Source organism: Fictibacillus arsenicus (assembly GCF_001642935.1).
In the GTDB taxonomy this organism is placed as follows: Bacteria; Bacillota; Bacilli; order Bacillales; family Fictibacillaceae; genus Fictibacillus; species Fictibacillus arsenicus_B.
The window spans coordinates 1,047,547-1,074,080 of record NZ_CP016761.1 but is presented as its reverse complement, the minus strand read 5'-3'; the positions used below and the strand labels follow the sequence as shown (position 1 = coordinate 1,074,080).

Genomic DNA, 26,534 nt, shown 5'->3' with positions numbered 1-26,534 from the left:
CGTTATGATAAAAAGGTAATGAGAGTAACGAGGATGGGGTGGGCAATAGTGAAAGTAGTTATATTAGATGATTGGGAAAAAAGTTTTGCGGAAAACCCAGAAATAGAGCGATTGCGGCAGCATTTTCAAGTTGAGATCTATCACGATAAACCCTCTCAGGATGTTCTTCTAAGCCGTATCGAACAGGCAGATGTCATATTACCGATTAGAGAACGTACGAGGTTTTCTAAAGATGTGCTACAGCACCTGAAGAATATTAAGCTTATTGCACAAACAGGTGCTGGTCTTGCTCATATTGACATGGATGTGGCCAACCGTCTGAACATACCTGTAGCTGCCACTCCTGGAGGATCTGCAGCTGTTGTAGAGTTAATCATCGGTATGATGATCAACCACTCCCGCAATCTTTTGTTATTACATAAGCAGATGAAACAAGGTCTTTGGGCGGAATCGGTCGGTTTAGGACTTGAGAACAAAACGATAGGTATTATCGGTCTTGGTAAAATCGGTTCAGGTGTCGCAAAAATCGCGAAAGCTTTCAATATGAATGTCATTGCATGGGGACCACGATTAACTGAAGAACGTGCACGAGCTCAGAGTGTTGAATCCAGTGAACTGGAGGATCTGCTGCAGAGATCTCATTTTGTAGTGATTACGGTGAGGCTCGTTCCAGAAACGAAACACATACTTTCAGAAAAACATTATAAACTTATGAGAAAAGATGCTTTCCTTATTAACACTTCACGGGGAGAAGTAGTGGATGAAGCTTCACTTGTAAGAGCATTAGAAGAAAATTGGATCGGCGGAGCCGGCCTCGATGTATTTAATCATGAGCCAATCGATCAGAATCACCCGCTCTTAAAGCTGAATAACGTAATCTTAACGCCTCATATCGGATGGAAAACAGATAATATGTTTCACCAGTTTTTATCTGTAAGCATTGATAACATCCTTTCTTATTTCATCCAAGGTAAGCCAGAACGAATCGTGAATCTTGAAAAAATCCAATTGAAGGCCCGTCAATGACGAGCCTTTTGCCTTTTTTAATCTTCTTTATACCTTTTTTTCAAAATGTCCGAACCAATCCCAGAAACGATCATTAATATCAGTGAAACTAGTCACCTTTCAATAATCTATAATCCATTATTGTTAATTTATTTGATAAATGTAAAGATAGCTGTGGTTGCGATGCCCCGCAACCTCTAGTTGCCCATTAAAAACCTTGATTTTATCACCACAACAAAAAACGTCCCGTATTTATTCACGAGACGTTTCCTTTATTAAAACAGCTTTTGAAGTTCGTTTATTCCGAGGTAAGCAAACATAAGGAGGCATCCGATCAAGACTGCGTTCGTCACCCATTTGTTGCGGTACTCTGCGTCCACCTTTTTAGAGTTCAATAAAATGATCAGTGAGATGGCCAGAAACGGCATGAACAATGCTCCGAGAACCCCATAAATAATAATGAGCTGCACTGGTTTCCCCAAAAAGAAAATGAGCATCGGCGGAAATGTCAGCCAAGCAAGATACGCACGGTAAGACTTATCTTTTTCCGAAACAGGCTTAACTTTGTGCAACTCTTCCTTTTTGGTTCGAATCGTTCTTAAGAAGTCAGCGAACAAGTACGGCACGCCGTTCCATACACCGAGAAGTGAAGTGAAAGCTGCTGACCAGAAAGCAATCAGGAAAAGCCACCGCAATGGTGTTCCGAATTCCTGCCCCAATAATCCGGCAAGATCCAGCAAGCCTTGGTCACCTTCAAGTTTCACATCTGTCCCAAATAAGAATTTAGCACCGATCACAAGTGCTGCCATCGTAAAAATTCCCGTGATCACATAAGCTGCTTTCGTATCCAATCTCATAATGGGAACAAAAGCTTTTCCTTTCCAGTCCTTTTCCTTTAGCCAATAACCGTAGGACGCCATCGTGATCGTCCCGCCTACACCACCAATTAAACCTAATGCGAGCATGAGTGACCCTTCAGGCATGCGAGGTACAAAACCACCTGCAAACTCACCGAATGATGGCAAAAAGAGCAGGGATGTTCCGATAATCGTGATAAACATAACGCCAATGAGTACAGTCATGATTCGTTCAAACAATAAATAGCGGCCCGTCCACACAAGAGCGAATCCAATCAGTGAGTGTACGATGGCCCATGCCCAGATCGGCATGATCGGCAGCATAGCGTGCATGCCTAACCCGCAAGTCATCGCGGCTGTTGCACCGTAAATATAACCCCAGATAACCGAGTACACTCCAAAATAGGTTGTTGCCCATTTGCCAAGGGAATGCCATCCTTGCAGAATCGTTTGCCCTGTTGCAAGATACCAGCGTCCCACACCTTCGTTTAAGTAGTATTTTAAGATAGCTCCCACAATAATTGCCCATACGAAGGTCATACCGAAAGAAGTTCCGATGACAATAGCAGTAATCATATCCGCTGTTCCGACTCCAGTGGCAGCAACAACAAATCCCGGGCCAATCATTTTCAGCTTTTGCCCTATTGTCTGTGGCGGCAAAGGACCAGTGTTTGCTGTTGCGTGATGCAGATCATAATTCAAAGATGATTCACTTTTCATGTTTACTCCTCCTTTTGCTCCGATTTTAGAAAACGTTTTCAAAATAGTATTTACTCATTATGACATAGTTCGGAAAATTTACTCAACTATAAGTTTAAAAATTAATACAAAAAATAAATAAGCCCAGAATTCTGAGCTTTTCTTACCAGTTAAAAAAGAAGAAGGCTAGTATGAAGTAAATGACAAAAAGCGTTTCTAATATTAAAGTTATTAAGTCCCATTTTGTTTTACGGAATTCTTCCTCAGTCTGGGTCCCAACAATCATCCTTATAGCCAAAAGCAAAAAACCTATTATTTTGGCATACATATTATTCAGTACAAACACTGCAATGATATAGATCAGCCCTTTGAAGATAAAAGTTCCTATAAGTATCCCTAAATTTAATCTAAATTTGCTGATTGGAAAAAACTCATCCGATCCTTGAAGTTCTATGTATTTGTCTTTTATAAAACGATATCTAATAAGCAACTCTATATTATTTATTAACAGTATGATACACCATACTATAATAAGCGTTTCTTCTACAGTCATCCCAATCAATTTACCATCCCCCAATAATTTATAACCACACTAATATTTTACCATAATTTTACTAAACCCTAAAAAATAAAGATTGTTTTAGTGACTTTCAAGGGGTCTCGCGCCTTGCACTCCTATCAATTTAGTCTAAGAATTAAAAGAAAAAATGCTCATAAATTATAATCTTTTAGAAAAGAGTAAAATAAAAAACCGAGCAGAAAATATAAAGATCTTCTGCTCGATTTATTAGTCATTCTGTTTTTAGAAGTTATTTTAGAACGTATGTGCCGCGTCTTTAGCTCTTGCGATGGCATTTTCCTTTATTTCATTTGCTTTGTCAGGCATTGCGGCATGTCCTTCAACAAAAATTCCCTCGAAGGAAGGAACCCCGAAAAATTGCATGATGATACTCAGATAACGGTGTCCCATTTCCATTCCTGCTGCAGGTCCTTCAGAATAAATGCCTCCACGGGCTTGAATGTGCATGGCTTTCTTATCTGTTAAAAGACCAACCGGCCCTTGTTCTGTGTATTTGAATGTTTTTCCGGCCACAGCTACTGAATCAATATATGCTTTCATTACTGGAGGAAACGAAAAATTCCACATTGGCGTAACAAATACATATTTATCTGCTGAAACGAACTGATCACACAACTCTGTGAGTCTTCCTACTTTGGCCTTTTCTTCTGAAGACAGTTCTTCAAACCCTTTACCTGATTGAAGTTTCCCCCAACCACTGAAGACATCCACATCAATTTGCGGAACATCGTCTTTATATAGGTCAACATTCACTACTTCATGATCTGGATTAATTAATTTATACTCTTCAATAAATGCTTTTCCTACAGCCATGCTGTACGACATTGTATCATCATGCGGATGTGCTGGTATGTACAAGACTTTTGTCATAGAATGAACCTGACCTTTCTAGTTATTCATTTGCTTCATGCAGATAAGGATTTCCGCTGATCTTTACTCTTACTTCATCAGTTAATGCAAACGGCTCTGTGATTGTTTCTTCCTCTGTTTCATTTGTGCTATGCAAACTTCCATCATAATGAATAGGCTTGTTATCCATTAATCACTCACCTCCCCTTTTTATTTAAACCATATATTTACATCTATACATTTCCAATTTACAAAAAGGCTACCTGCTTAAACAGATAGCCATAGCCATGTTATTTAATTATTAACGTCCGCCAAGAGCTTGTGCTACAAGACGCTTCGTGATCTCACCACCTACAGATCCGTTTGCACGAGATGTAGAGTCTGGTCCAAGGTTTACACCGAACTCAGAAGCGATTTCATACTTCATTTGGTCGATAGCTTGTTGAGCACCTGGTACTACTAATTGGTTGCTGTTGTTGTTTCTAGCCATTGTTTTCACCTCCTTTTAATGATTAAGATTATAATTCCACTTCAAATTTTTCTTATACGCCTTTAAGCAGAGGTAGTATTTGTTAAGGGAAATAAAAAAGAACGATTGAAAACAATCGTTCTTGTGAAACTAATGGCAAACCCTAATTTTTCATTTTTATTTTCTCCTAATATTTAACTAATATTCTTTATCTTTTCTTAGTTCATCCATACTGTGAAATCTTCAAATCCTTTTTTCTTTACTGAATTAGGCGTTAAATCTGGATAACCGATATAGATAAAACCAGCCATATCTCCTTTTGGCGTCAGTCCAAAGAATTCCTTTACTTTATCTTGATAAGTTACTGCACCCGTTCTCCAAATCGCGCCTAATCCTAATGAGTGTGCGGTAAGCAGCATGTTTTGGATCGCACTGCAGACTGCTGCGTATTCTTCTTTCATGATAACGTTTTTCTTATCGCCCGGTTCCACCCCCACAGCGATGATGACTGGTGCTCTTAAAGGATTATTCCTTGCTTTTTCTGCTTTCCGGTCCACTTCATCAGCTTCTAAATCTGCATGATCGGTTCGAACTATTTCTTCTAAAACGGCTCCTAATCTTTTTCGGCTATCTCCGCTTATAACAAAAAAGCGCCAAGGTTCTGTCCTGTAATGGTTTGGTGCATACGTTCCTGCTTCAAGGATTTTTTCAATGCAGTCAGAAGGTACTGGGTCATCTTTTACTCTTCCGATGCTCCTTCGTGTTTTAATCGCATCTAACACATCCATAATCGAATACACTCCTCTCATTATTAGAGTTATTCTGACCTTTCTGTATATAGAAGCCATAAAAATAGGAATTATCACCTTTTTCAACTACTATCATAAAATTAATGTAAGGAATTCTAACATAAATATGATATAATAATTAACAATATTCTGAAAAACATGGTTTTGTTAGCTTTCTTTCATTCTTAATATGGAGGTCACTCTATGTCTGTTGATAAAACTTCTTATAAAGACAAAAAAGTCATGTCTATCGGTATCATCAGTGAGCTGACAGGTTTGTCAGAGCGGAAGATTCGATATTACGAAGAAAGAAAGCTTATCTTTCCTGAGCGCACAGGACGCGGGACTCGAAAGTATTCCTTCTCTGACGTGGAAATATTGATGGAGATTGCAAACCAGATAGAAGACGGTGTACAAACCTTTGAGATTAAAAAGGAAATGACGAAAAGACAACAGCGAGAAGAACGGAACAAGATGATCCGTGGACAGATCAACGCCCAGTTTAATATAAGGAATTAAAACAGCTGGCTCCCCATTGAAGGTTGCCAGCTGTCTTATTTTGAAAGCTTTTCATATACATCACGCAGCGTTTTACAACCCTGCTGCTCTTGAATCCTATCCACATATACACTCCAAAGTTCAGCAGTCATCTTCGCATCTCCTAATGCATGATGTCGGTCGACCACAGAAATCCCGCAATGTTCACAGCAATCTTCCAGACGGATCATATTTGAATCTGGTTCTGCAATTTTCAATATAAATGAAGTATCCACGATTCTGTGTCTGAAATGGGTCCTGAAAAGCTTCCAGTTGAAATGCTGCAGAAAACTTTTTTCATGGCTCGCATGGTGCGCCACGAGGACGTCGCCTTTTACAAACTCATAAAAGTCGATAAGTACTTTTGATAATTCTGGAGCTCCTTCAAAATCTTCTTCCTTTAGTCCTGTCAGCTGTTTGATCTCAGGGGTCAGTTCAGCATTGCATTGGGCTAATGAATAGAAACACTCTTCATAGCGTACTTTTCCACCTTTTACTTTTACAGCACCAATCGAAAGAATCTCATTTCCTTGATCAGGAAAGAACCCGGTTGTTTCCAGATCGAATACGACTACATTCAGTTCGTTCAGCGGAACCTCAAGACTTTCTTCTACTTTCACTTCTTTTTGCAATTGTCTTAAAAAAGCGATTTGCTGCGCACTAGACTGCCCTTGCATCGACGCATAAACACTCGAATTGATCTTGCCTTGCATCTGTTTCATTAACTGTATGAGCGGATTGATTCTCACCTTCTCATCATTCCTTTGATGACTGACTGTGTATAATCCTGCAGTTTCTGTCCATCTTTTAGAATCTGTTTTAGTTCTTTTCTTTCATTTTTGTTTAATTCTTTAACATCTAGATAATGAATATCATCATAACTTTCCGTCATTTTCTTATGATACATATGCCTGTAATGAAGCAGCTTCTCAAAACCACTTTTATAATCTTGCAGCTCGCGGCCGTATTTCGGAAGCTGGGATAATGCTTCAATCCTCGACAGCGTCGAAGCTGCCTTAACACTTTCTTTCAGAGCTAATAATCGAACAGCATTCACATAAGGCAGGAATCCAGATTGTTTGATATCAATGCTCCCTGCATGCGAACCATGGGTTTCCGGTAAAAACTGCTGAAAGAAACCAACTGCCTTTTTAGTATGGATCGTATTTTCTAAAAAACGTTCTAACAGATCTGGTTTTTCCTTGATGGCGTCGTGTATGTGTTTTTTCAAGTGAAGGATATATTCTTGCTCCCCTTCAAGCACCCTCGCATCATAAAAGATCAGCAAATAACGAATGCTGTCAAAGCTTTCTTCATTCAGCCATTTTGCAAGCTGGTCATTCCAGCTCACTTTCGATCGGCACCAAACCGGATTTGAACTCATCACATTTCCATCACAATACGGATAGCCAGCTTCATTCAACCCAAAGGCTAATTCTTTCCCAAGGTTTTTAAAGTACCGGCCACTCTCCTCGCTCTCTTCTTCATAAACGATTCCGTGATCCTGATCACTGATGATTGCCTGTTCAAATCTCCCTGCACTACCCATCACAAACCAGGCATACTGACATGGCGGAGACCCTGCTTCTTCTTTCACTTTTTTCAGAACCGCTTCAAAAACCTGCTTCATGATTAAATCGTGAAACGCATTTAGATCATATGAACTTTCTTGTTTTTCAATTTCACTGTCACGCCATTGTTTGATTTTCATATATGACATTGATAACACATCCAATTGTGTAAAAGCATTGAGGAGATCCCCAATGCTTTCACCACTTAATTAATTTGCAATTCTATTCTTTTCTTCATTTGCAATAAACGCTTCTGGATATCCGTAGTTGCCGTGCTCACTTACGTCCAGACCGATGATTTCTTCTTCCTCACTTACTCGCAATCCCTTCATAACTTTTTTCATGATATATAAAATAGCGAATGAGACGGCGAAAGCGTAGATTGCTGATACAGAAACACCCATAGCCTGCACACCAAGCTGAGAGAATCCTCCTCCATAAAATAATCCAGGCTGACCAACTGATGCGAGTTCCGGTGTTGCAAAAAGACCCGTTGATAACGTGCCCCAAACTCCTGCTGCACCATGAACAGACAATGCGTAAATTGGATCATCTACTTTTAATTTATCGAAGAACTTTACACTATAGAATACTAAGATCCCTGCCACAAAGCCGATTACAACCGATGCCCACGTTTCAACGAAAGCGCAAGATGCCGTAATAGCAACAAGACCAGCTAGTGCACCGTTTAAAATCGTTGGTATATCTGATTTCCCAAGAACTATCCATGAAATAATGAGAGCGGCCACCGCTCCGGCACCAGCGGCAATATTTGTGTTAAGTGCTACGAATCCAAAAAAACCATCATCTACTACAAACGTGCTGCCGCCGTTAAATCCAAACCAGCCGACCCATAATACGATAACTCCCAGCGCCGTATAGACTTGATTGTGACCGAAGATGTTATTAACTGTCCCGTTTTTATTGAACTTACCGATTCTCGGTTTTAGTAAAATCGTTGCAGCGAACGCAGCCATCGCACCTGTTAAGTGAACAACTGTCGATCCCGCGAAATCCTGCTTCCCGTGTTCAGCTAGCCATCCGCCACCCCAGATCCAATGTGCAACCACCGGATAAACAAGAACCGAAAAGAGTATTGCGAATACGAGATATGCGGATAACTTTGCACGCTCGGCAAAACCGCCGAACGCAATGGTTAATGAGATGCCTGCAAAAGCTAGCTGAAAAAGGAAGAATGCTGCTGTCGAATAAGGCATGTCACCTGTTTGTTCACCTGAATAGAAAAAGTCAGATAAACCAATAAAGAAATTTGAGTTTCCGCCAAAGATAAAACCGTAACCTACTGCCCAGAACACGATCGACGCCAATCCAAACGTAAAGACCGTTTTCCCGGAAATGTGACCTGCATTTTTCATTCTAGTCGAACCTGCTTCAAGTAAAATAAAGCCACCTTGCATCAAAATAACGAGCAGTGCACCAAGTACTAACCAGACACTGTTTAAAGAAAATATGATTTCTTCCATTTTTTAACGCCCCCTGTATGTGATATTTCTTTCATTCTATACAGTTCTGGCGCAGATTCTACTGTCATGTCAGAAAATCTAACATGGTTTTTTGAATGTTTTGAGTCAGCTAAGTTTTCTTTACTTTTCTATTACAAATACTTGAAGAATAAAGGGACAAGTTACTTGAAAAGAGAATTAATTATTATTCTGAAATATGAAGGGGGTTCAATTTTGAATAAAGATCATTTTGAACTGTTTCTAGTTGAAGCTGCCATTGAAAACAGATTGCATCGCGTGATCTACACGGTTCCAACTGTACCTGAAGCCTATGAAAAGTTTATGGGAGAAATTAAAAGCAACCAGGATATCCAAAAAATCAAATCACTTTCCGTAAAAAAAGGAACGATACCGCTAGACATTTTTAAATAGAGATTCATATAAATAAACGCTGTTATCTTAAACTTTGTAGCTCTTGAAAGTGGTTGATTTCCGTTACAGGATGCTCGCTTTCCGCGGGGCGTGCGGTGAGCCTCCTCGGCGCTTTGCACCCTTAGGAGCCTCACCTTCAAGGAAGTTTGTGTGCTCCTGCGTCTACTAGCAAAACAGCATCGAAGCGTGTTCCTCGTCGCATGCCTTGCTAGAAGTATTTTCAGGTAGTTGGCACGCAGGAGTCTCGCACCTTGCACTCCAAACAACTTGCCAATGTAGAGATGAAAAAAACCAAAAACAACAATCTTTTAGAAAAGAGCCTAAATAAATGAGCCTGACCTAGAAGTGTAAACTTTCGAGGCCAGGCTTTTTTTATTGAATAAGAATATGTTCTTTCTATATGGCTGTTTTCGCAATCTTTGTTGCTTGTAAGTGGTTGATTTCCGCTCCAGGTGCTCGCTTTCCGCGGGGCGTGCGGTGAGCCACCTTGGCGTTTTGCACCCTTAGGAGCCTCACCTTCAAGGAAGTTTGTGTGCTCCTGCGTCTACTAGCAAAACAGCATCGAAGCGTGTTCCTCGTCGCATGCCTTGCTAGAAGTATTTTCAGGTAGTTGGCACGCAGGAGTCTCGCACCTTACACTCCAATCAACTTGTCAATGAAGAGAAGTGACAAAATACTCAGTAGCAACAATCTTTAGATTAGATCCTTCTATATTAAATAACTTTAGATTTTTCTAGATCTGGATCCTGTAACTTATCTCTTTGTTCTTCCTCTTTTTTCCCCCACCACGTCGCAAGCAGCGGACCTGAAATGTTATGCCATACACTGAAAATAGCACTCGGTACAGCAGCCAGCGGCGAAAAGTGAGCAACTGCAAGGGCGGCACCCAGCCCTGAGTTTTGCATACCTACTTCTATCGAGATCGCCTTTTGATCGGCAAAGTTAAGCTTTAGCATTTTTGCTAAGAAAAAGCCTAATAAAAGACCTAAAACATTATGAAGGACTACGATTGAAAAGATTAGCAGTCCTGTTTCAGCGATTTTTCCTGCATTAACAGCTACAACCGCAGACGCAACCGCTACAATTCCAACCACAGAAATAAGCGGCAATACGGCAATGCTCTTTTCAACCTGCTTGCGGAATAAAACTTTAACCACAATTCCTAAAACGATTGGAACCAGCACAATTTGTACGATAGATAAAAGCAGATCTCCTGCAGATACAGCAAGCCACTTACTCGCAAACACCAGCGTTAGAGCAGGAGTTAGGATCGGAGCTAACAATGTTGATACAGATGTTACCGCAACAGATAGCGCTGTATTTCCTTTAGCTAAGAACGTCATCACATTGGATGCCGTTCCGCCAGGACAACAGCCAACTAAGATGACGCCTACTGCCACTTCTGGCTCCAGACGGAAAAGTAAAGCCAGTCCAAAAGCTAAGAGCGGCATGATCGTATATTGTGCGAGCACTCCAATAATCACGCTTTTCGGAGCCTGGAATACAGCCTTGAAATCGTCCAGCGACAGAGTAAGGCCCATTCCGAACATGATAATTCCGAGTAACAGGGCGATGTGGGGAGCTATCCATGTGAATCCTCCTGGAATAAAAAATGCTAAAATGGCGAACAGAATCACCCAAACTGCAAATGTGCTGCCAGCTGCTTTACTTACCTTTTCTAAAAAACTCATGGTCTCACTCTCCTTTTATGAGAGTATAAACTAGTTATCAGAAATTTCAATATATATTCAGTTAAAAGTTGAAATAATGTTTGTTCAGCTGCCTCTAAATGTGAAAATGTTCGGTTGGTGCTTATTTTTGTTCGGTCACAGTGTTTTTTTGTACGGTCGCGTCAATTTTTTGTTTGGTTCCTCCGACTTTTTGCTCAGATCGGTAACAGCAATGGATTCGTTTATTCACACTCCACCGCATCCAGCCAGTTATAACGCGGCTTTTTCGCCATATGCTCCTTTCTCTTTTGCACGCCAAACATGCCACATAATGTCCCATAGAAATATTGCACAAAAGTGGTCTTGATTTTACGGTGTTTGTAGTGAAAAACGGTTGTTTTGAAGGCATCGATGACAACGGGTACCATGAACTCCAGAGGCATATCGAAGGTATATTTGATATAAGCGAGGCGAGCCTTTTGCCAAAATCTATAAATCTCTATAGCCCTGTTATAAAAAGGTTTTACAGCTTGTATGAACTCATTTGGAACATTGCCCGGAGTGAAGGTTTCATCGAGGTCTTTAAGGGAAGGGTTTACCGGAGTTGTGTTTGTTTGGACGTTTTCCTTACGTATGTTTATCTTTTGATCTTGATGATTTATTAAGAGATTTATAGTTTCCGTCTCATTTTCCGCGTGTACAGCCTTACTGTCACCAGCGCTCTCATCATTTTCACGGTGGATCACTTCCGTTTCACTCGGTGGGTCAAATCGCTGAAACACAAAGACGTTATGTGCAAATCCGCCGCTTGATCTGTATGTCTTATAAACAACTAGAATGCCAGCTTTCTTTGCTTTCCGAAGCATTCGAATAAATGATGCCCTGGACACTCCAGCCCCCTTTTCACTGCTTCTTTCAACAAGCGTATCGATTTTTGCGTTCGCCACACCTGGCACCACCACACTATATTGACTTAGCAGCTCAAAAGCCATGAACTCAGATTTTGTAAAAAGCTGATGATGATCCTCTAAAAAGTTTTTCTTATGTTCGTTAAACTCTCCCACATTAGTAAACTGGCTAAATCTTGTGAACTGCTTAATATTCCCTGCTCTCAATCTTCTTCCCCCTTAACATTTGACTCACCTATAAGTGTTTTGAAAAAAGGAAAAAGAGCCATTAACTAAAAAAATACATAGTGGAAGTTGATAGCCGTTAACTAAATTTGTCGAAAATAACGATTATTTTAAATAACGTGCGATTATTTTATTTAACGTGGGATTTTTATCCGTTTTCGTGGGATTATTTTATTTAACGTGGGATTTTTATCTGTTTTCGTGGGATTATCGATTTGAGACGGCATTTCAAGCAAGGGGCGTCCGTTCGATACAGACTTTCTCCAAAATGTCTCCTCCATGTAAACATGCACTTTGTTAAATAGATGTTCTGAACAATAAAAAGACTAACTCAATGGTTTTGCCCTTTTTGAGTTAGCTTTTTCTGCTTTATAGCTTTAATTTCAGCTGTCTCTTTCTTTCCATATAATTTTTCAAGTCCTGATCGACTTGCGAATACTCATCCGTACCAGTTTTACAGAAACTGATCTTACCGAGCAATTCTGTAATTTTATTTTCTACCAGGGCAAGTTCTTCGACCAAATTTTGATCATGCGCTGTGTTTTTCTCTGCCCTCTTTTCTTCATATTCCCTTAATCCCATCTCATAACGATTAATACGCTTATCCTCAATAATTAGCAGTTTATCGCAAAGCCTCTCAACGAAAAATCTGTCATGAGAAACGATGATCAAGGTTCCATTAAACTCATTCAGTGTTTCCTCGAGCTGTTCTCTGCTCGGCAGATCGAGATGATTGGTTGGTTCATCAAGAATAAGAACATCATAGTCTTGAAGAATCATCTCCACAAGCTTCACACGTGTGCGCTCCCCTAAACTCATGTGAGAGATGGGTTTTGTTAGTTTCACATCATCAATCCCCATATTGGAAAAGATGGTTCGTGCCTTTGTGATCTGATTCCGTTCATCCAACTTTAAATATTGATAGACGTTCTTTTCTTCAGGAAGATCACTGACATCCTGCGACAAATAGGCAATTTTCATCGATTCACTTTTCCAGATGGACCCTTTCGATAACGGCTCTTCTCCAAGCAACATTTTAATAAATGTCGTCTTCCCCGCTCCGTTTGAACCGATCAGACCAATCCTTTCACCATGCTTAATGTAAAAGTGACTTTTTTCGAATAAAAGATTGTCGCCGAACTGCTTTGTTAACCCGCGAGCTTCAATCAATCTCTTTCCTCTTTTTCCCGCAGCATCGAAATGAAAGAACACGTCTGTCTCTTCTTTTGGTTTATCAACACCCTTTTGGGACAACTCCAAGTTCAACCGCTTTAACTTGGATTCACTTGGTTATCCTTTTTCTTCGCTTTTGCCCGTTCAAACTGTTTGAGACCCATCTGCCTATTTTCAGATAGAGAACCGCCTTTTCCCGCTTGTCTGTGTGCTTTTTCAGCAAAATTCTTTAACGTGCTGACCTGCTGTTCGATCATCGCAACCTTTCGCTGCTGCTTCTCATAATCACGTTTCTGCTGTTCATACCGGCGACTTTTCTCTGCACGGTATGCGGAATAGTTTCCTTCAAACACGGTCAGCTTTCCGTCTTCGATCTCAAAGATTTTTTTCACTGTCTGATCCAGAAAACGGCGGTCGTGCGAAATGATGAGAGCTGCTCCAGCATAACGGCATACCTCTTCTGTCAGCCAAGTGATCCCCTGAAAGTCCAGATGATTGGTAGGCTCATCTAGAATCAAGAACTCTGGATGGTTTGCCCAAATCTTCGCGATCGATAATTTCAACCTCTCTCCTCCGCTTAGATACTGAAACTCTTCTCTTTCAATAATGTCTTTATGAAGACCAAGCCTTTTACTTGTTTGAAACAGTTCTTCCGCTGAATTTGTTAATTCGTTTTCCACATTCAGCGTATAATCAGTCGATTGCGGCAGATAGCCCTTTTTCAAGTTTGACGGCCACGTTGTGATCGATCCCTTATCGTGTTCCACGCTTCCCATCAGCATATTCACAAGCGTTGTTTTTCCACTTCCGTTCCAGCCGACAAGACCGATTTTCTCACCATGCCGGACTTCAAAACTTATATCTTTTAATATTTCTCGTTCTCCAAATTTCTTCTGCAGGTTCTTTACTTGTAATACGATAGACATGCAGCATCACCTCGTCATCTGTTATTGAGTGGGAGGCTAAACAAAAAACCTCCCTGGAGATCCCAGAGAGGTTGTTACCGCAAATTTGCTTTGACACGTATCCAAATAGACACAAAATCTTAAACGTTTTGTGTGAAATCATATTCGGAATGATGGTACTTGTGTACGCAAAATGGGCAGACTGATCCTATTCTCCAGGTCTCACTTTTATGAGTTAGCCTAAGAAAATAAGATTTTTCCACATCAGCGTAGTACCATTCCTTTCCCATATGACTTCTTACAATTTATAGTATATTTTGGCAAAACAAAAATGTCAATCGCGTTAAATTAAAGGAATTTTACTCTTAATGTCTAATAGGAATACTATTCAAATTTTGTCGAGAGGTGAAAGAATCGTGAACACAGAGGTAAGTTTGTTCGGTTATATGCTGCAGATGCGAAGTCATCTGTTAGCGAACAAAATAACTGAGATCCATCAGCTAAGGAATCATTCACCTGAACCAGACAGGAAAGAAATTATTGAATGGCGCAGCAAGCTCTTCCAACACCTCGGGTTTGCTTTAAGTGAAGACTATGAAAAAGCACAAGCAGAAATTCAGGATTGGGCAGACTTTCAGGAGCAAAAGGTTCCGCATGAATACTCGTTAACGTATTATTTAAACTCTGTTTTTTATTCCCGTAAACTCATCTTGTGCGTATTAGAAAATGAAATTAAAGATAATACCGTATCACCAGCTGCTCTTCTTGAAATCTTAAAGGTTATTGATCCGTTATTAGATCATGCAACAAGTTCGTTAACTAATAACTACACAAAAAATACTTATAGCACCGAAACCGATGAAGACTTGATTATTACGTTAGAAGAGTTGAAGGATTTTAAATTCGCATTAAATGAGGCAACGATTTTCGCGGTAACCGACCAGAACAACACGATTTCCTATGTGAATGACCATTTTTGCAAAATCTCGAAATACTCTCGGGACGAATTAATAGGAAAAAATCATGGGGAAATCTTTAAGTCTGGCTATCATACCGAAGAATATCTTAATAACATTTTGCACTCCATCCAACAGGGTAAAGTATGGAAAGGCGAAATCTGCAACAAAGCAAAAGACGGGACTCTATATTGGGTTGATACGACCATTATTCCATATTTAAATTTCGATGGTAAGACATATAAACACATCTCAATCCAATATGACATAACTGAACAAAAGAAAACGGAAGAAATGCTTCTCAAATCAGAAAAGCTATCTCTGGTGGGTGAATTGGCAGCAGGTCTTGCCCATGAGATCCGAAACCCCCTCACTACAATAAAAGGGTTAGTTCAAGTCCTCCAGGAAACGACTGAGGATAAGAAAGTTGTTTATTCTGATATCATTCTTACAGAAATAGACCGGATCAACTATATCGTCAGTGAATTTATGGTGTTGGCAAAACCGCATGCGATTTATTTTACGGAGTGCAGTTTAACCGACATTCTGAAGAAAGTCATCTATTTGCTAGAAGCAGAAGCAAATTTAAAAAATGTCGTAATCATAAATGACTTTAATGATGAAGATGTAATTTTATACGGAGAAAAGAACCAGCTTACTCAAGTTTTTGTTAACTTGTTAAAAAATGCGATGGAAGCATTGCCGAACGGCGGTATCATTCGCGTTTCTACTTCTCTAGTCAAAGACAAAGTCAGAATATCAATCGAGGATAACGGCGTGGGCATGACTGAAGAACAAGTGAAGAAAATCGGTGAGCCGTTCTATACGACAAAAGCAACCGGTACAGGCTTAGGACTGATGGTCAGCTACAAAATCATACAGAATCATAAAGGCAGCATCTCTGTTAAAAGTGAACTCAACAAAGGCACAACCTTCGATATCACTTTTCCGCTAATTGAAAACAACGCTATGAATACATACAGCACTACTAATAAGTAATGAAGATGTCCCCAGATTTGATAGGGACATCTTTTTCTTTATTTAGTAAACTATGACTAAAGGAAAATAATAGTAATTACTAAATGGAAATATCATGCTAGATTCTATGATTGTTCGTATGAAGGAGGATTATTATGATTTGTTCTGTTTCAAAAGGAACCATTTTCTATCAAGTAGTCGGAGATGGCTTTCCTGTTGTTATCTTACATAGTATGGGGTCAGATCACCGCTCCATGATGGCATGGCTTGAACCTATCTTTAAAAGTAATCAAAAATATAAGAGAATTTATGTAGATTTACCTGCCCACGGGCAGAGCACGATTACGAAAGACATGAATTCATCGAGCGATATGCTTATAAATCTATTAGAATTTATTGACGAAGTAATTCCTGATATGGACTTCGTTTTAATTGGCACCTCTTTTGGCGGTTATCTTGCTCAAGGAATTATGCATAAAAGACCGCATCAGATCAAAGGGATCTGTCTCCTGGTTCCTGCTCTTCATATTAAAAATAGAGTTACTCCTGAAAAAGTCGTTCTTACAAAAGATGAAGAATTGCTTAATCAATTAGAACCTGACATCCGAACAGCGTTTCAAACACTTATGGTTCATCAGGACAAGAAGCATCTAAAATTCTTTTTAGAAGAAATTCAGCCTGGGAGATTGTTAGCAAATAGAGATTTCTTACTGTCCAACTGGCGTGAACATGGATATTTTTTCACTGAAGAACCGTTTTCGAATGGAGATTCTTTTCCTCAGCCTGCACTCATTATTTCTGGCAAACAAGACTCGATATGCAGTTATCGAGAACCATTTATGTTGCTCGAAAAATTCCAGCATGCTTCCTTCATCATCTTAGATCAGGCAGGTCATATGCTTCAGATTGAAAAAAGAGAGATGGTGCAAGAGCTGGTCAAAGAGTGGCTCTTTCGTGTAAATGAATATACAAACAATCAACCAGGGAAAAATACCAAGACAGCTGAGCAATAAGACTCAGCTGGTTTTATATTCTCCCTTCAAAATTGAGATTTCATTGATTGCTTCCGTTGTAATCCCTTCTTGGTGTGATAACATAAAAAAGGGAAATTTTGGATTGGTGTCGAAATTTAGATTAGGGGGATGAAATATGAAAAAAATAGGCTATAAGCTAAAACCATTTATTATTCCATTATTATTTTTCCTTCTCGTTTCTTCTGTTTTAACCGGGCAGAATTTAGAAAAAGAATTAGAGCTACCCGCTGAAGGCTGGAGCCGATCATTGCCCTTAGAAGCAGGAACGGTTGGAGAGGTAAAGCCGGTTTTCTATGAAGAAAACGGGCAGCAGCATGTGTATGTTCCGAAAGAAAATGAAGTGCTTTCTTTTACCGTTAACAGTGACCTCGAAGTGAAGAATAAAGAAACCACACTTGTTACTATTCCTAGTCCGCAAAATTTCTGGGTAAAAGATAATGAATTTGTTTTTGTAAAAAACAAACAGCTCATACATTTTGACGGTAAGAAAGAAAACATTCTTGATCAGGATGTTTACGGTATGGATGCCAATCAAAAGAAAATCGTATATTTTAAAGAACATGAAATTCTAAGTGTGGAACCGGGGACTTGGAAAATAAAATCGATTGATAAAGTTGAAGAACGTTTAGAAGCTGTAGTAGTAAACGATGCATCTCAGTCTTTTTTAGCTTCAGGAATAATAGTAGGTGATACGAAAAAAGCAAAAGCCTTTCTTTATCAATTTAATAACTCAGAATATAAAAAACACACCATTTTAGATACTGTTGAACAGCTAACTCAAAATCACTTTGGTTTTTATTTTATAGAAAACGGTCAGGATGTAACCATTTATTATAGTCTTTTCGAAAATGCATCTGGTGGCAAATCGTATTATATTTTTAAGGGAACCAATCATTTGGACTCTGGTGACAAATGGACGTTTAATAAAATGACATTTCAAGATACAAATGGGATGAAACTGGAGAATCCAAAACATTTGCAATACGGTGTGGATCAAAATAACCAAGCAAAGGTTCTTTTCACTACACGCGCTATGAAATCTCATGAAAAAGAAGCAGTCAATGTTTACGAGGCTTATCAGAAAGGCGATGTTTGGCATACAGAAAGAAGGAGCACAACGAATAACGGCTCCCTGCATGCACATTGGGTAAATGAAAAATCAATCATTTGGATGAACATGATCTCACAAAAGGAATTTACGTTTAGCGGAGCTTCTAGTAAATCTGAAATTATTAAAAAGAGTTTAGTAAAAACGACAGAAGACTATAAACAAGCTATTTCAGCCACTATTTTATCTTTATTCCAAGGCATGGTACTCGCCATGAGTGCTTTATATTGGATCACACCAGCAGTACTTTTTGCTCTGCTAGTCTATATGGTTAAGATTTCACTGATGGAAGATGAAGATAAACGAGTTATGTTTACGATCCTAGCCCTTTATCTTGGCGTACAGCTTATTTTTATTCAGAAATTATTTAACGAGCATTATTATTATTTTGCACCAGACTTTCTCACGTTCTCTGGCAGTTCATTTATCATTCCTTTGATTCTCGCTGTATTCAGCGGAGCTGCGGTAATGTTCGGTAAAAAGAAAGACTGGAGTATGATCGTTTCCATTTGTTACTTTGTAGCCATAAACATTACATTTTTATCCCTAACTGTTGGTCCATATATGTTCTAGAGATGGAGGTTTAGTATGAAAATTTTTGATTTTAGTAAAGAGGTCGGCAAACACATTACGAGATTTGATTCTGATTTTGTGATGTCTCACATTATGGTAACGGATAAGCCCGCAAATATTGGGTGCATGCATCTTGATAAAGATGGCATCATCGGCTATCACCAGGCTGTTGTTCCTCAGCTGCTTCTTGTTGTTAGCGGCGAAGGTTTTGTCCGTGGTGAGGATGAGGCAATCTATCCTATCAAAGCCGGGGAAGCTGCATTTTGGGTAAAAGATGAATTCCATGAAACTACCACAAAAACCGGATTGACTGCTATTGTGATTGAAAGTGAGAAACTAGATCCTGCTTCGTTTATGACAGAGAAAAAATTAACGGATTGTTCATCATGAAACCAGCAGTCTTAACTTATGTAACCAAGCCTCTCTCAGTTAAACTTGATGAAATTCCGGTAGAATTACCTGAACCTTTTCAAGATAAAGTGGAAAATTTTTGGAGTGAAATTAATAAAGACAATAGATTTACTCGTGGTGAAGTCTTTCATGTTAATACAGTGGAAGAAAGCCAAGATTTTTTGAATGTTATCTTAAAAAGATCAGATTACGCATACTATCTCTATTCTGTTAGAAACAAACAAATCGAAATGGAAAGATGCAGAGTAATTTATAGTGCAGGATTAGTTGAAACAGCAGATTCTTTCTTTGTCTTTGGAGAAATGGGAAAAAACACAGCTTATCCTGGAAGATTACAATGTGTTGGCGGCGGGTTAAGCGAACATGATCTTCAAGATTCTGTTTTCAACTTAGAAAAAAGTTTGTTGAGAGAATTACACGAAGAATTAGGAATAATCGATAATAATGACGTTAAGGAATGTACTGTGAAATATATGAAAACTGGTGGCGATTTTGATTTCATAACTGTGCTATATCATATACAGCTGAACTTAACGCTAGAACAACTTGATGAACAATATAAAGTCTTTTGTAAAGCTTTAATGGCAAAAGGTGAAAGTCCAGAGTTTCAACGTATAGTGTGGTTAAAGAACAATAATAAAAGTATTGATGAATTCATTCGCAACGAAAAGAGAGATAGCGTTGATTATTTGTTTCCTTTTTTAAAAGAAATGAATAAAACTTTGCAGTAGGAAAGGCGTATACAACATACGCCTATTTCTTATTTGTACCCTTTTATATCTGCTGGTTTTCCCGTTTCCACTACTTCCTCCAAATAACGAAAACAATCTGGCTGTGAACCATCCAAATCATAAAAGTTGTATTTTTTTGCAAGTTCTCCGCTAGAAAAGGATTGACCATTCAATACATGACGATCTTCATCCCCTGCTATTGCTGCCACTGCTCTTCCAACAAACCGAGGTGTTTCAGAGATTGCAAAGTGCGGGTCTTTTTCTATTCCTTCCCGCCAATTTTCCTCGGTTACACCAAATACCTCAAGCATGATTTCTGACCGCATCCAGCCTGGCGATACCGAAACCGCTGTGCATTTATAAGATGAAAGTTCATGAGACAAAGCTTTTGCCATCCGGTTTACCGAACTTTTAGCAAGATCATAAAACATGGATACCCGGTAATTTTTATCATTGTATTCTTTTGTTCCGTCCGTCATCTCAACCACCAGTCCGCCTTTATTTTTAATTAATAACGGAAGTGCGTAATGGCTGGTTATAAGATGCGTATCAACAGCGAGACGAAGCATTCGCAACCCTTTTTCGAGTGAATGTTCCCAAACGGGTGTTTCCCACTCGATCAAATTTTCTCCACCCCATATATCATTGACAAGGATGTCTAGTCTGCCTTGTTCTTTTTCAATCTTTTCGATCAATGCTTTAACCTGCTCTGGTACTAGATGGTCTGTTTGCACCGGAATTCCGATACCCCCTAATTCGTTTACGAGATCGGCTGTTCCTTCGATTGTTTCAGGTCTTCCGTATTCAGATATTTCTTTACGTGTTGTTCTTCCCGAAATATATACGGTTGCTCCTGCAACTCCTAACTCCATCGCGATACCGCGTCCAGCTCCTCTTGTTCCGCCAGCTACAAGTGCTACTTTTCCTTCTAGTGGTTTCAATTTGCATCCGCTCCCTTTTTAAATTATCTTTAGTATAACCTTTAAAGTTGACACCTTATGTCATATTAAGAAAATGGGAGAAAATTATGCGAGCAGACCGATTAATCAGTATCTTATTACTGCTGCAAAATCATGAAAAGATGACAACGAAAGCATTAGCCGAAGAATTAGAAGTAACAGAACGGACCATCCACCGTGATATGGAAGCGTTGAGTGCCGCAGGAATTCCGGTACTGGCCGAGCGCGGAAAACATGGCGGGTGGCGGCTGGTTGATCAATACAGAACAAAACTAACAGGATTAAAAGACAACGAGCTAAAAACATTGTTTCTTTCCCCTTCTTTTCAACTGCTTAGTGATCTTGGCTTCACAAAGGACTGGAAGGAAGCTCGGCAAAAGCTTTTGGCATCACTTCCGAACTCTCTTCAATCACAAGCAGATGATATGTGGAACCGCGTCCATATCGATACAGATACTTGGAGACAGTCCAGCCAAGAACTTACCGCACTAAGCACTTTGCAGCAAGCAATCTGGGAAGAAAGAAAAATAAAGATGGGATACGAAAAAGCAAATAAAGAAACGTCAGAGAGAATCGTTGAACCATTGGGACTGGTCGCAAAAGGACGAACGTGGTATCTGATTGCTCTTTCAAACGGTGACCTCAGAAACTTTAGAGTATCTCGGATTAAATCTGCCGAAATGACTGACGAGTCATTTACAAGACCACAAGGATTTAAACTTGCTGAGTATTGGAATCAGTCCAAACAAAGCTTTGTTCAAAATCTTCCTGCTTTTGAAGTGGATGTTGAAGTATCTCCTTCTATCCTTTCTCGTTTAATGTTTACTGGCCGATTTGTTCAGGTTCTAAACACGGGAACATCAAATGAGAATGGATGGTTTCCTGTTAAACTTTCCTTTGATACCGAACAAGAAGCGAAGGCATATATTTTAGGGTTCGGCGATCAAATCAGGATCAATCAACCCGTTTCTTTAATAGAGTCAATTAAAAATATGGCGGAGTCTGTGCTCACCCTATACAAATAAGAACTGACTCCCTAAAGAAAGTCAGTTCTTTTCTAATTAAAATTCAAATTTTACAGGTCTTAAAAATAGGTCTTCCAGCGTTTCTTTTGCATTTTTGTCTTCAAACAAAATTTCATACAAAGCATTACAGATTGGAAGCTCTACCTCATACATGTTAGATAACTCTTTTACAGCTTTAACGGTTGAAACACCCTCTGCTAACTTTTCAAACGTTTGCCCCTCAACAAAAGCTTGTCCGAATCTGCGGTTGTGGCTATGCTCTGAGAATAAGGTAGCCTCATAATCCCCAAGATGACTTAGACCGTAAATGGTGATATCATTTCCACCCATCGCTCTGACTAGACGTGATATTTCTCTTGTTCCCCTTGCCATAAGTGAGCCCTTCAAGCTGCTATACTGTAATCCATCCAGCATTCCAGCGGCAACACCCATCACATTTTTAGTAGCTGCTCCTAATTCGTTTCCGATCATGTCCTGACCGTAATAAAACCGGATTAAATCGCTGTTCAGCTCTGAAGCAAGTCTCTTCGTCACTTCAACATCATCAGATCCGATCACCATGCAGTTAGGAATATTTCTCACAAAATCCTGTACATGCCCTGGTCCTACCCACACGGCAATGTTAATCCTTTTCCCAATCTCCTCATCAATAACCTGAGAAAGCCTTTTTCCACTGTCAGCTTCAATTCCCTTCATACATAAAACAAACGTTTTACCCTCGATTTCATTTATGGAATTTAGCCTTTTAGCAAATGAACGGAGCTCTTGTGCACTAATGGAAATAATGATAGTTTCTGCTTGTGAAATCGCATTTTCTAAGGAATGACTTAACTCAATCTCTTCAGGTAATGTAAGATAATCATTCTTCCGGTTTTCTTTTAATCCTATGTAATTTTTGGAGTTTTCTCTTCCCCATAACATTACGTTATGTCCAACTTTATTAACATACCAAGCGATAAACGTGCCCCAGCGTCCGCATCCTAAAACTGAAATATTCATCTATTCACCTTCTCTTATGATAAATAAATTGTGATGTAGTACCGATACTTACTAGGTCAATATTGAGAAAAAAACACCTTTAAGATCCCGAGCATTTTTGCGTTTTCCGATTATCTAACACCTTATAAAACTCATCCTTTAGAATACTCATCCTTAACCTGTCAATGTAAGTTCCTTTTCTTAATCGATCTTGCCTCAAAATTCCTTCTTCTACATACCCTGCGCTTTTATAAGATCTAATTGCCTTTTCATTATCCACTTCTACTCTCAACCAAATCTTGTTTAAATCAAGCTCTTGAAATCCGTATGTTAACATTTCATTCATAGCAGCAATGCCGTAACCCTTGCCCCAATAGTTCTTATCTCCAATCGTGATTCCTAATTCTGCATGCTTATTAAGAGAGTCAATGTTCTTCAAATCAATCCAGCCTATATGTTTGCCATCTTCAGCAAGTATCGCTTTTTGTTCATATCCATTAGTTTTATGTATACATTTTTCAATCCAGTCCCTCGTCTCATTCAAGCTAAATGGTGGTGATTTGTCAGGCATGTTGAGATGTCGGGTTACCTCTTCATCCATACCCCATTTGTAACGGTCATCTGCATCTTCCATTATTAAATCTCGTAAAAATACTTTCGGCAGCTGTTTTTTCATGATCGTCTCCATTTATCTTCTCCGTTCCTTCTTTTTTTGGTAGGATTGAATTCCTCTTGTATAACTCAATTTTTCAAAGAAGGATTCTTTACCTGGCTGTGCCCCGAAGAACAATGAGGTGGGGCTGGCTTCCCAAGCAAGTTGCATCAGTCGTTTCCCTATACCCCTATTTTGATAATCTGGAAGTACGAGAATCTCTGAAATCGTTCCAAAAAAATAACCATCTGATAATATTCGCACACAGCCTATCAATCTACCTTTCTCCCAGGCTGTTATATTAATCGTTCTCTGTAATGCCTCGAAGGTAAATGATTCCTTGTATTCTCCTGGCCAAACATCATTAACCAACAATAAAAACACTTCTGCTGATAAGGATTTATCAGGGGTGATATACTTAATGTCATCTCGTAGTTCTTGTTCAATTCTTAAACACTTTTGCAAGACGATTTCATCACGTATCGGAATTCCGTTATCTGCGGTAAGAGGTATTTCAGGTTTAATCTTCCTGGCCTGATCAACTGCATTAGCTAATACTTCAACAATCTGATAACCTCTCTTTTGATAAAAACTTAAAGCTAGCAAATTATCGTTTGTCGTAATGACTTTTATTTGTGAAGTCCCTTTTTCAATTGCGGTTTGTTCCACTTTATTAATCAGCGAAGACCCTATTCCGCTCTTTTCTACTAAACTATCTAAGGAGATGATTTCACATATTCCAGTGTGAAATTTATATGTAATAAGCCCTATGATTTCCTCTGATTCATTTAAAACCGCAAAACCATCTAATTTACTACATTGAAACGTTCCGCTTGAAATAACCATATCTGAACTTCCCCAATGCTCGATAAAAAAACTATCAATTTTTACTTTGTTCAGTTTTGAGGTTGGTACGATGTTCATTGAATGACTCCTTAATCTTTTGTATTCAAAAATTCTAATGTTAATCTTACAAATTTCTCTGTTTCCTCCATTTCAGGAAAGTGGGCACTATTAGAAAACAACTTCAAGCTGCTGTTGTTAAGCTCTCTATCTACCATTTTTGAAACACTCAATCCAGTATTTCTATCATGTATTCCTGTGATTAATAATGTTTTGTGTTTTATTTTGTTTAACCTATATATAAGTGGTACTTGAGGCGGTTTTTTATACAATGCTTTCATCATTTGTCCTGTGTTCTTCAGTCCGCTTTCTTCCCAAAGCTTTCTATTTTGTTCAGCATTACTTTGATCTTCAAACAAAAAGTGATCTACAGTTTCAGTGTCTACAATTGACCACACTTGATTAAATTTTTCTTCTAGTGATGTTTTTTCTTTTAAAATAAATTCAATCCTATCTCGCATTGCGTCAGTAGCAACAGACATGAATCCCTGTATCTGAATAAGCTGCTGTATATTTGAATACATTAAACTTGGACCAGAAAGTACCAGCTTATTAATGTCATTTGGAAAAGCATAAGCTATTTCAAGTGCTAACTCTCCACCGAATGAGTATCCCAACAAGTCAGCTCTTTCTATTCCTAATAAATCTTTTAACACTTTTAAATCAGACACAAGCAAATCAATCGAGTAGTCATCAGCAGATTCTGGCTTATCACTTCGTCCTGATCCTCTTTGTTCGTAATACACAACTGTTCTTTCTTTAGAAATAATGCGTCCAACAGTTCGTTCAAAATTATAATGATTACCGCCTGGCCCGCCATGGATAAGAATTAAAGGCATTGTTTTGTTCTCATAACCTTCAATCTTTATCCAATGATTGATCCCATTAATACTTAATTTATATTCACCATTATTAAATTTCACAGAGCACCTCTTAATAGGACCGTACTGGCGAGATCAGATGCAAGTAGGTTGATTCCTCTCTTGCAGATTCAATAACGATTGGTTTCATTGAACCACTAAATTTCACCTTGATTTCTGCGTCATTAATTGTCTTCAAGGAATCCAGCAAGAAATGACCGTCAACTGATATCTTTAAGTCCGACTCTCCTTCAATCGCCTTTATTTCTTGAAGTTCCTCAATGCTGCCCATTTCGGATGAGCCAGATGAGATAGACAGCTTTTGCTCATTTATACTTAGCACTACATTATTGTTCTTCCACTCTCCAGCAAACAAGCACGCACGGTCGATTCCTTTAATCAGTGTCTCTTTGCACAACACGAGGGTCGTTTTTACTTCATTTGGAATCAGAGCAGAAGTATCTGGATAATGCCCTGCAATTAATCTTGAATACAGGGAAATCTCATCTGTTTTAAAATGGATATAGCCTTCCGCTGACTGTATCTCTACCATGCCAGAATAATGTTTTATGAGTTTTGCTAGTTCATCTATGCTCGATTTCGGGACAACAAAGCTTCCTTCACCTGAGCTTTGAATGTCACTTCTCTTGAATGCCAAGCGTTGTGAGTCTGTGGCTACTGAAGTGAAAGAGTTCTCTGCAAAAGTGAGGTTCACTCCTGTCAGGACAGGTCTTGTTTCATTTTTTGTTGCTGCAAACCCCGTTGTTTTCACGGCGTCTTTCAATTCTTCTGCTGATATATGTATAGAATCGCCCACAATTATAGGAATTGAAGGATATTCTTCCGCATCTATCCCACTAAGCTTGGTGCTAATTGTTCCTGCTTGTATATGTATTTGGTTATTATCCGCTTTAACGTGAATTTGTTCGGGCAGCTTTTTAACAAGATCAGTTAGATATTTTGCAGAGACAACCATGCTACCCGTCTTGTGTATCTCAACTTTCTCATCAGTTACCGAAATGGTTCGTTCAATGATAATGTCTGAGTTGCTGCCGATCAAAGTGATTCCATCTTCTTCTGCAACAATCTTTATGCCAGATAAAATAGGTAATAGTGTCCTTGATGAAACTGCTTTACTAACATCAGAAAGACCTTTGCTGAAAATACTCTGTGCAATTATAAACTCCATATACTACTTCCTTCCAATAAGTGTGTCTGTTTTATAATTCGACAAA

At 39.0% G+C, this 26,534-nt stretch carries 27 protein-coding genes and 2 pseudogenes; 9 read left to right on the top strand and 20 right to left on the bottom strand.

What is annotated here, in order from left to right; all coding sequences use genetic code 11:
- The first annotated feature begins 48 nt into the window (after positions 1-48).
- Positions 49-1,026, top strand: coding sequence for a D-2-hydroxyacid dehydrogenase family protein (locus tag ABE41_RS05670; protein WP_066287360.1), 978 nt, complete (start codon positions 49-51; stop codon positions 1,024-1,026).
- A 254-nt stretch (positions 1,027-1,280) separates the two neighbouring features.
- On the opposite strand, the gene ABE41_RS05665 is transcribed toward ABE41_RS05670, so the two are convergent.
- The 6 genes from ABE41_RS05665 to ABE41_RS05645 all read right to left on the bottom strand — a co-directional run bounded on the left by ABE41_RS05665 (position 1,281) and on the right by ABE41_RS05645 (position 5,247).
- Positions 1,281-2,582 carry an Nramp family divalent metal transporter gene (locus tag ABE41_RS05665; RefSeq protein WP_172827333.1) on the bottom strand — a complete coding sequence of 434 codons (1,302 nt, stop codon included), beginning with the start codon at positions 2,580-2,582 and terminating at the stop codon, positions 1,281-1,283.
- Between the two features lie 142 nt (positions 2,583-2,724).
- On the bottom strand, positions 2,725-3,123 hold the full coding sequence (locus ABE41_RS05660) for a hypothetical protein (protein WP_066287358.1): 399 nt from the start codon (positions 3,121-3,123) through the stop codon (positions 2,725-2,727).
- A 252-nt stretch (positions 3,124-3,375) separates the two neighbouring features.
- Positions 3,376-4,011: an FMN-dependent NADH-azoreductase gene (locus ABE41_RS05655; RefSeq protein ID WP_066287356.1), complete on the bottom strand. Its 636-nt coding sequence runs from the start codon at positions 4,009-4,011 to the stop codon at positions 3,376-3,378.
- 22 nt (positions 4,012-4,033) lie between these two features.
- Complete coding sequence (locus tag ABE41_RS21205; protein WP_172827332.1) at positions 4,034-4,180, bottom strand: hypothetical protein; 147 nt, start codon at positions 4,178-4,180, stop codon at positions 4,034-4,036.
- Between the two features lie 111 nt (positions 4,181-4,291).
- On the bottom strand, positions 4,292-4,480 hold the full coding sequence (locus tag ABE41_RS05650; protein ID WP_066287355.1) for an alpha/beta-type small acid-soluble spore protein: 189 nt from the start codon (positions 4,478-4,480) through the stop codon (positions 4,292-4,294).
- A 197-nt stretch (positions 4,481-4,677) separates the two neighbouring features.
- The gene (locus ABE41_RS05645) at positions 4,678-5,247 is read right to left on the bottom strand and encodes a nitroreductase family protein (RefSeq protein ID WP_066287354.1); all 570 of its coding nucleotides are present in this window, start codon (positions 5,245-5,247) and stop codon (positions 4,678-4,680) included.
- 204 nt (positions 5,248-5,451) lie between these two features.
- On the opposite strand from ABE41_RS05645, the gene ABE41_RS05640 reads away from it, so the two are divergent.
- Positions 5,452-5,766, top strand: coding sequence for a MerR family transcriptional regulator (locus ABE41_RS05640; protein WP_066287352.1), 315 nt, complete (start codon positions 5,452-5,454; stop codon positions 5,764-5,766).
- A gap of 35 nt (positions 5,767-5,801) precedes the next feature.
- Here ABE41_RS05640 and ABE41_RS05635 read toward each other — a convergent pair whose 3' ends face one another.
- The 3 genes from ABE41_RS05635 to ABE41_RS05625 are packed head-to-tail and all read right to left on the bottom strand — an operon-like array spanning position 5,802 to position 8,839.
- Positions 5,802-6,533, bottom strand: coding sequence for an exonuclease domain-containing protein (locus tag ABE41_RS05635; RefSeq protein WP_083207676.1), 732 nt, complete (start codon positions 6,531-6,533; stop codon positions 5,802-5,804).
- Positions 6,530-7,504: a DUF294 nucleotidyltransferase-like domain-containing protein gene (locus ABE41_RS05630; protein ID WP_066287350.1), complete on the bottom strand. Its 975-nt coding sequence runs from the start codon at positions 7,502-7,504 to the stop codon at positions 6,530-6,532. The genes ABE41_RS05635 and ABE41_RS05630 overlap by 4 nt, the downstream gene beginning before the upstream one ends.
- Positions 7,505-7,564: 60 nt before the next feature.
- Complete coding sequence (locus tag ABE41_RS05625; RefSeq protein ID WP_066287348.1) at positions 7,565-8,839, bottom strand: ammonium transporter; 1,275 nt, start codon at positions 8,837-8,839, stop codon at positions 7,565-7,567.
- Between the two features lie 213 nt (positions 8,840-9,052).
- Here ABE41_RS05625 and ABE41_RS05620 point away from each other — a divergent pair, with 213 nt between their 5' ends.
- Positions 9,053-9,250, top strand: coding sequence for a hypothetical protein (locus tag ABE41_RS05620; RefSeq protein WP_156774225.1), 198 nt, complete (start codon positions 9,053-9,055; stop codon positions 9,248-9,250).
- 713 nt (positions 9,251-9,963) lie between these two features.
- Here ABE41_RS05620 and ABE41_RS05615 read toward each other — a convergent pair.
- The 4 genes from ABE41_RS05615 to ABE41_RS21335 form a co-directional block, all read right to left on the bottom strand.
- Complete coding sequence (locus tag ABE41_RS05615) at positions 9,964-10,941, bottom strand: bile acid:sodium symporter family protein (RefSeq protein ID WP_066287342.1); 978 nt, start codon at positions 10,939-10,941, stop codon at positions 9,964-9,966.
- Between the two features lie 221 nt (positions 10,942-11,162).
- Positions 11,163-12,035 (bottom strand): hypothetical protein, encoded by an 873-nt coding sequence (locus ABE41_RS05610; RefSeq protein WP_066287341.1) that lies wholly within the window; start codon positions 12,033-12,035, stop codon positions 11,163-11,165.
- A gap of 387 nt (positions 12,036-12,422) precedes the next feature.
- On the bottom strand, positions 12,423-13,313 hold the full coding sequence (locus ABE41_RS21340) for an ATP-binding cassette domain-containing protein (RefSeq protein WP_253805442.1): 891 nt from the start codon (positions 13,311-13,313) through the stop codon (positions 12,423-12,425).
- Positions 13,314-13,324: 11 nt separating this feature from the next.
- Complete coding sequence (locus ABE41_RS21335; RefSeq protein ID WP_253805441.1) at positions 13,325-14,152, bottom strand: ATP-binding cassette domain-containing protein; 828 nt, start codon at positions 14,150-14,152, stop codon at positions 13,325-13,327.
- 395 nt (positions 14,153-14,547) lie between these two features.
- Here ABE41_RS21335 and ABE41_RS05600 point away from each other — a divergent pair, with 395 nt between their 5' ends.
- From ABE41_RS05600 to ABE41_RS05580, 5 genes are all read left to right on the top strand, one after another.
- Positions 14,548-16,086: an ATP-binding protein gene (locus ABE41_RS05600; RefSeq protein WP_066287339.1), complete on the top strand. Its 1,539-nt coding sequence runs from the start codon at positions 14,548-14,550 to the stop codon at positions 16,084-16,086.
- Positions 16,087-16,220: 134 nt separating this feature from the next.
- Positions 16,221-17,078, top strand: a complete 858-nt coding sequence (locus tag ABE41_RS05595; RefSeq protein ID WP_066287338.1) for an alpha/beta fold hydrolase — start codon at positions 16,221-16,223, stop codon at positions 17,076-17,078.
- 136 nt (positions 17,079-17,214) lie between these two features.
- Positions 17,215-18,780, top strand: coding sequence for a hypothetical protein (locus ABE41_RS05590; RefSeq protein WP_066287336.1), 1,566 nt, complete (start codon positions 17,215-17,217; stop codon positions 18,778-18,780).
- 15 nt (positions 18,781-18,795) lie between these two features.
- The gene (locus tag ABE41_RS05585; RefSeq protein WP_066287335.1) at positions 18,796-19,170 is read left to right on the top strand and encodes a cupin; all 375 of its coding nucleotides are present in this window, start codon (positions 18,796-18,798) and stop codon (positions 19,168-19,170) included.
- On the top strand, positions 19,167-19,922 hold the full coding sequence (locus ABE41_RS05580) for a hypothetical protein (RefSeq protein WP_066287334.1): 756 nt from the start codon (positions 19,167-19,169) through the stop codon (positions 19,920-19,922). Before ABE41_RS05585 ends, ABE41_RS05580 begins: the two co-directional genes overlap by 4 nt.
- A 29-nt stretch (positions 19,923-19,951) precedes the next feature.
- Here ABE41_RS05580 and ABE41_RS05575 read toward each other — a convergent pair whose 3' ends face one another.
- The gene (locus ABE41_RS05575) at positions 19,952-20,863 is read right to left on the bottom strand and encodes an SDR family oxidoreductase (protein WP_066287333.1); all 912 of its coding nucleotides are present in this window, start codon (positions 20,861-20,863) and stop codon (positions 19,952-19,954) included.
- An 86-nt stretch (positions 20,864-20,949) separates the two neighbouring features.
- Between ABE41_RS05575 and ABE41_RS05570 the strand changes: the two genes are divergently transcribed.
- A complete protein-coding gene (locus ABE41_RS05570; protein WP_066287332.1) occupies positions 20,950-21,906 on the top strand; it encodes a helix-turn-helix transcriptional regulator in 957 nt (318 codons plus the stop codon).
- Positions 21,907-21,942: 36 nt separating this feature from the next.
- Here the strand turns inward: ABE41_RS05570 and ABE41_RS05565 are convergent, their stop codons facing one another.
- The 6 genes and pseudogenes from ABE41_RS05565 to dnaN form a co-directional block, all read right to left on the bottom strand.
- Positions 21,943-22,905, bottom strand: a complete 963-nt coding sequence (locus tag ABE41_RS05565; RefSeq protein WP_066287331.1) for an NAD(P)H-dependent glycerol-3-phosphate dehydrogenase — start codon at positions 22,903-22,905, stop codon at positions 21,943-21,945.
- Between the two features lie 79 nt (positions 22,906-22,984).
- On the bottom strand, positions 22,985-23,572 hold the full coding sequence (locus ABE41_RS05560) for a GNAT family N-acetyltransferase (RefSeq protein WP_066287330.1): 588 nt from the start codon (positions 23,570-23,572) through the stop codon (positions 22,985-22,987).
- A pseudogene (locus tag ABE41_RS21330) lies at positions 23,573-23,851 on the bottom strand (GNAT family N-acetyltransferase); the annotation flags it as partial.
- 135 nt (positions 23,852-23,986) lie between these two features.
- Positions 23,987-24,460, bottom strand: a pseudogene (locus ABE41_RS20920) (GNAT family N-acetyltransferase); the annotation flags it as partial.
- An 11-nt stretch (positions 24,461-24,471) separates the two neighbouring features.
- The gene (locus tag ABE41_RS05550; RefSeq protein ID WP_066287328.1) at positions 24,472-25,362 is read right to left on the bottom strand and encodes an alpha/beta fold hydrolase; all 891 of its coding nucleotides are present in this window, start codon (positions 25,360-25,362) and stop codon (positions 24,472-24,474) included.
- A gap of 10 nt (positions 25,363-25,372) precedes the next feature.
- Entirely contained in the window at positions 25,373-26,488 is a 1,116-nt protein-coding gene (dnaN, locus tag ABE41_RS05545) for a DNA polymerase III subunit beta (RefSeq protein ID WP_066287326.1), read from the bottom strand.
- Between the last annotated feature and the right edge of the window lie 46 nt (positions 26,489-26,534).

What these genes read in the sequence shown, in the direction of transcription:
- ABE41_RS05590 (WP_066287336.1), top strand. Translation starts at nt 17,215, where the DNA reads ATGAAAAAAATAGGCTATAAGCTAAAACCATTTATTATTCCATTATTA.
- ABE41_RS05585 (WP_066287335.1), top strand. Translation starts at nt 18,796, where the DNA reads ATGAAAATTTTTGATTTTAGTAAAGAGGTCGGCAAACACATTACGAGA.
- ABE41_RS21205 (WP_172827332.1), bottom strand. Translation starts at nt 4,180, where the DNA reads ATGGATAACAAGCCTATTCATTATGATGGAAGTTTGCATAGCACAAAT.
- ABE41_RS05665 (WP_172827333.1), bottom strand. Translation starts at nt 2,582, where the DNA reads ATGAAAAGTGAATCATCTTTGAATTATGATCTGCATCACGCAACAGCA.
- dnaN (WP_066287326.1), bottom strand. Translation starts at nt 26,488, where the DNA reads ATGGAGTTTATAATTGCACAGAGTATTTTCAGCAAAGGTCTTTCTGAT.
- ABE41_RS05595 (WP_066287338.1), top strand. Translation starts at nt 16,221, where the DNA reads ATGATTTGTTCTGTTTCAAAAGGAACCATTTTCTATCAAGTAGTCGGA.
- ABE41_RS05615 (WP_066287342.1), bottom strand. Translation starts at nt 10,941, where the DNA reads ATGAGTTTTTTAGAAAAGGTAAGTAAAGCAGCTGGCAGCACATTTGCA.
- ABE41_RS05650 (WP_066287355.1), bottom strand. Translation starts at nt 4,480, where the DNA reads ATGGCTAGAAACAACAACAGCAACCAATTAGTAGTACCAGGTGCTCAA.
- ABE41_RS05630 (WP_066287350.1), bottom strand. Translation starts at nt 7,504, where the DNA reads ATGTCATATATGAAAATCAAACAATGGCGTGACAGTGAAATTGAAAAA.
- ABE41_RS05640 (WP_066287352.1), top strand. Translation starts at nt 5,452, where the DNA reads ATGTCTGTTGATAAAACTTCTTATAAAGACAAAAAAGTCATGTCTATC.
- ABE41_RS05655 (WP_066287356.1), bottom strand. Translation starts at nt 4,011, where the DNA reads ATGACAAAAGTCTTGTACATACCAGCACATCCGCATGATGATACAATG.
- ABE41_RS05625 (WP_066287348.1), bottom strand. Translation starts at nt 8,839, where the DNA reads ATGGAAGAAATCATATTTTCTTTAAACAGTGTCTGGTTAGTACTTGGT.
- ABE41_RS05560 (WP_066287330.1), bottom strand. Translation starts at nt 23,572, where the DNA reads ATGGAGACGATCATGAAAAAACAGCTGCCGAAAGTATTTTTACGAGAT.
- ABE41_RS05645 (WP_066287354.1), bottom strand. Translation starts at nt 5,247, where the DNA reads ATGGATGTGTTAGATGCGATTAAAACACGAAGGAGCATCGGAAGAGTA.
- ABE41_RS21335 (WP_253805441.1), bottom strand. Translation starts at nt 14,152, where the DNA reads ATGTCTATCGTATTACAAGTAAAGAACCTGCAGAAGAAATTTGGAGAA.
- ABE41_RS05580 (WP_066287334.1), top strand. Translation starts at nt 19,167, where the DNA reads ATGAAACCAGCAGTCTTAACTTATGTAACCAAGCCTCTCTCAGTTAAA.
- ABE41_RS05565 (WP_066287331.1), bottom strand. Translation starts at nt 22,905, where the DNA reads ATGAATATTTCAGTTTTAGGATGCGGACGCTGGGGCACGTTTATCGCT.
- ABE41_RS05570 (WP_066287332.1), top strand. Translation starts at nt 20,950, where the DNA reads ATGCGAGCAGACCGATTAATCAGTATCTTATTACTGCTGCAAAATCAT.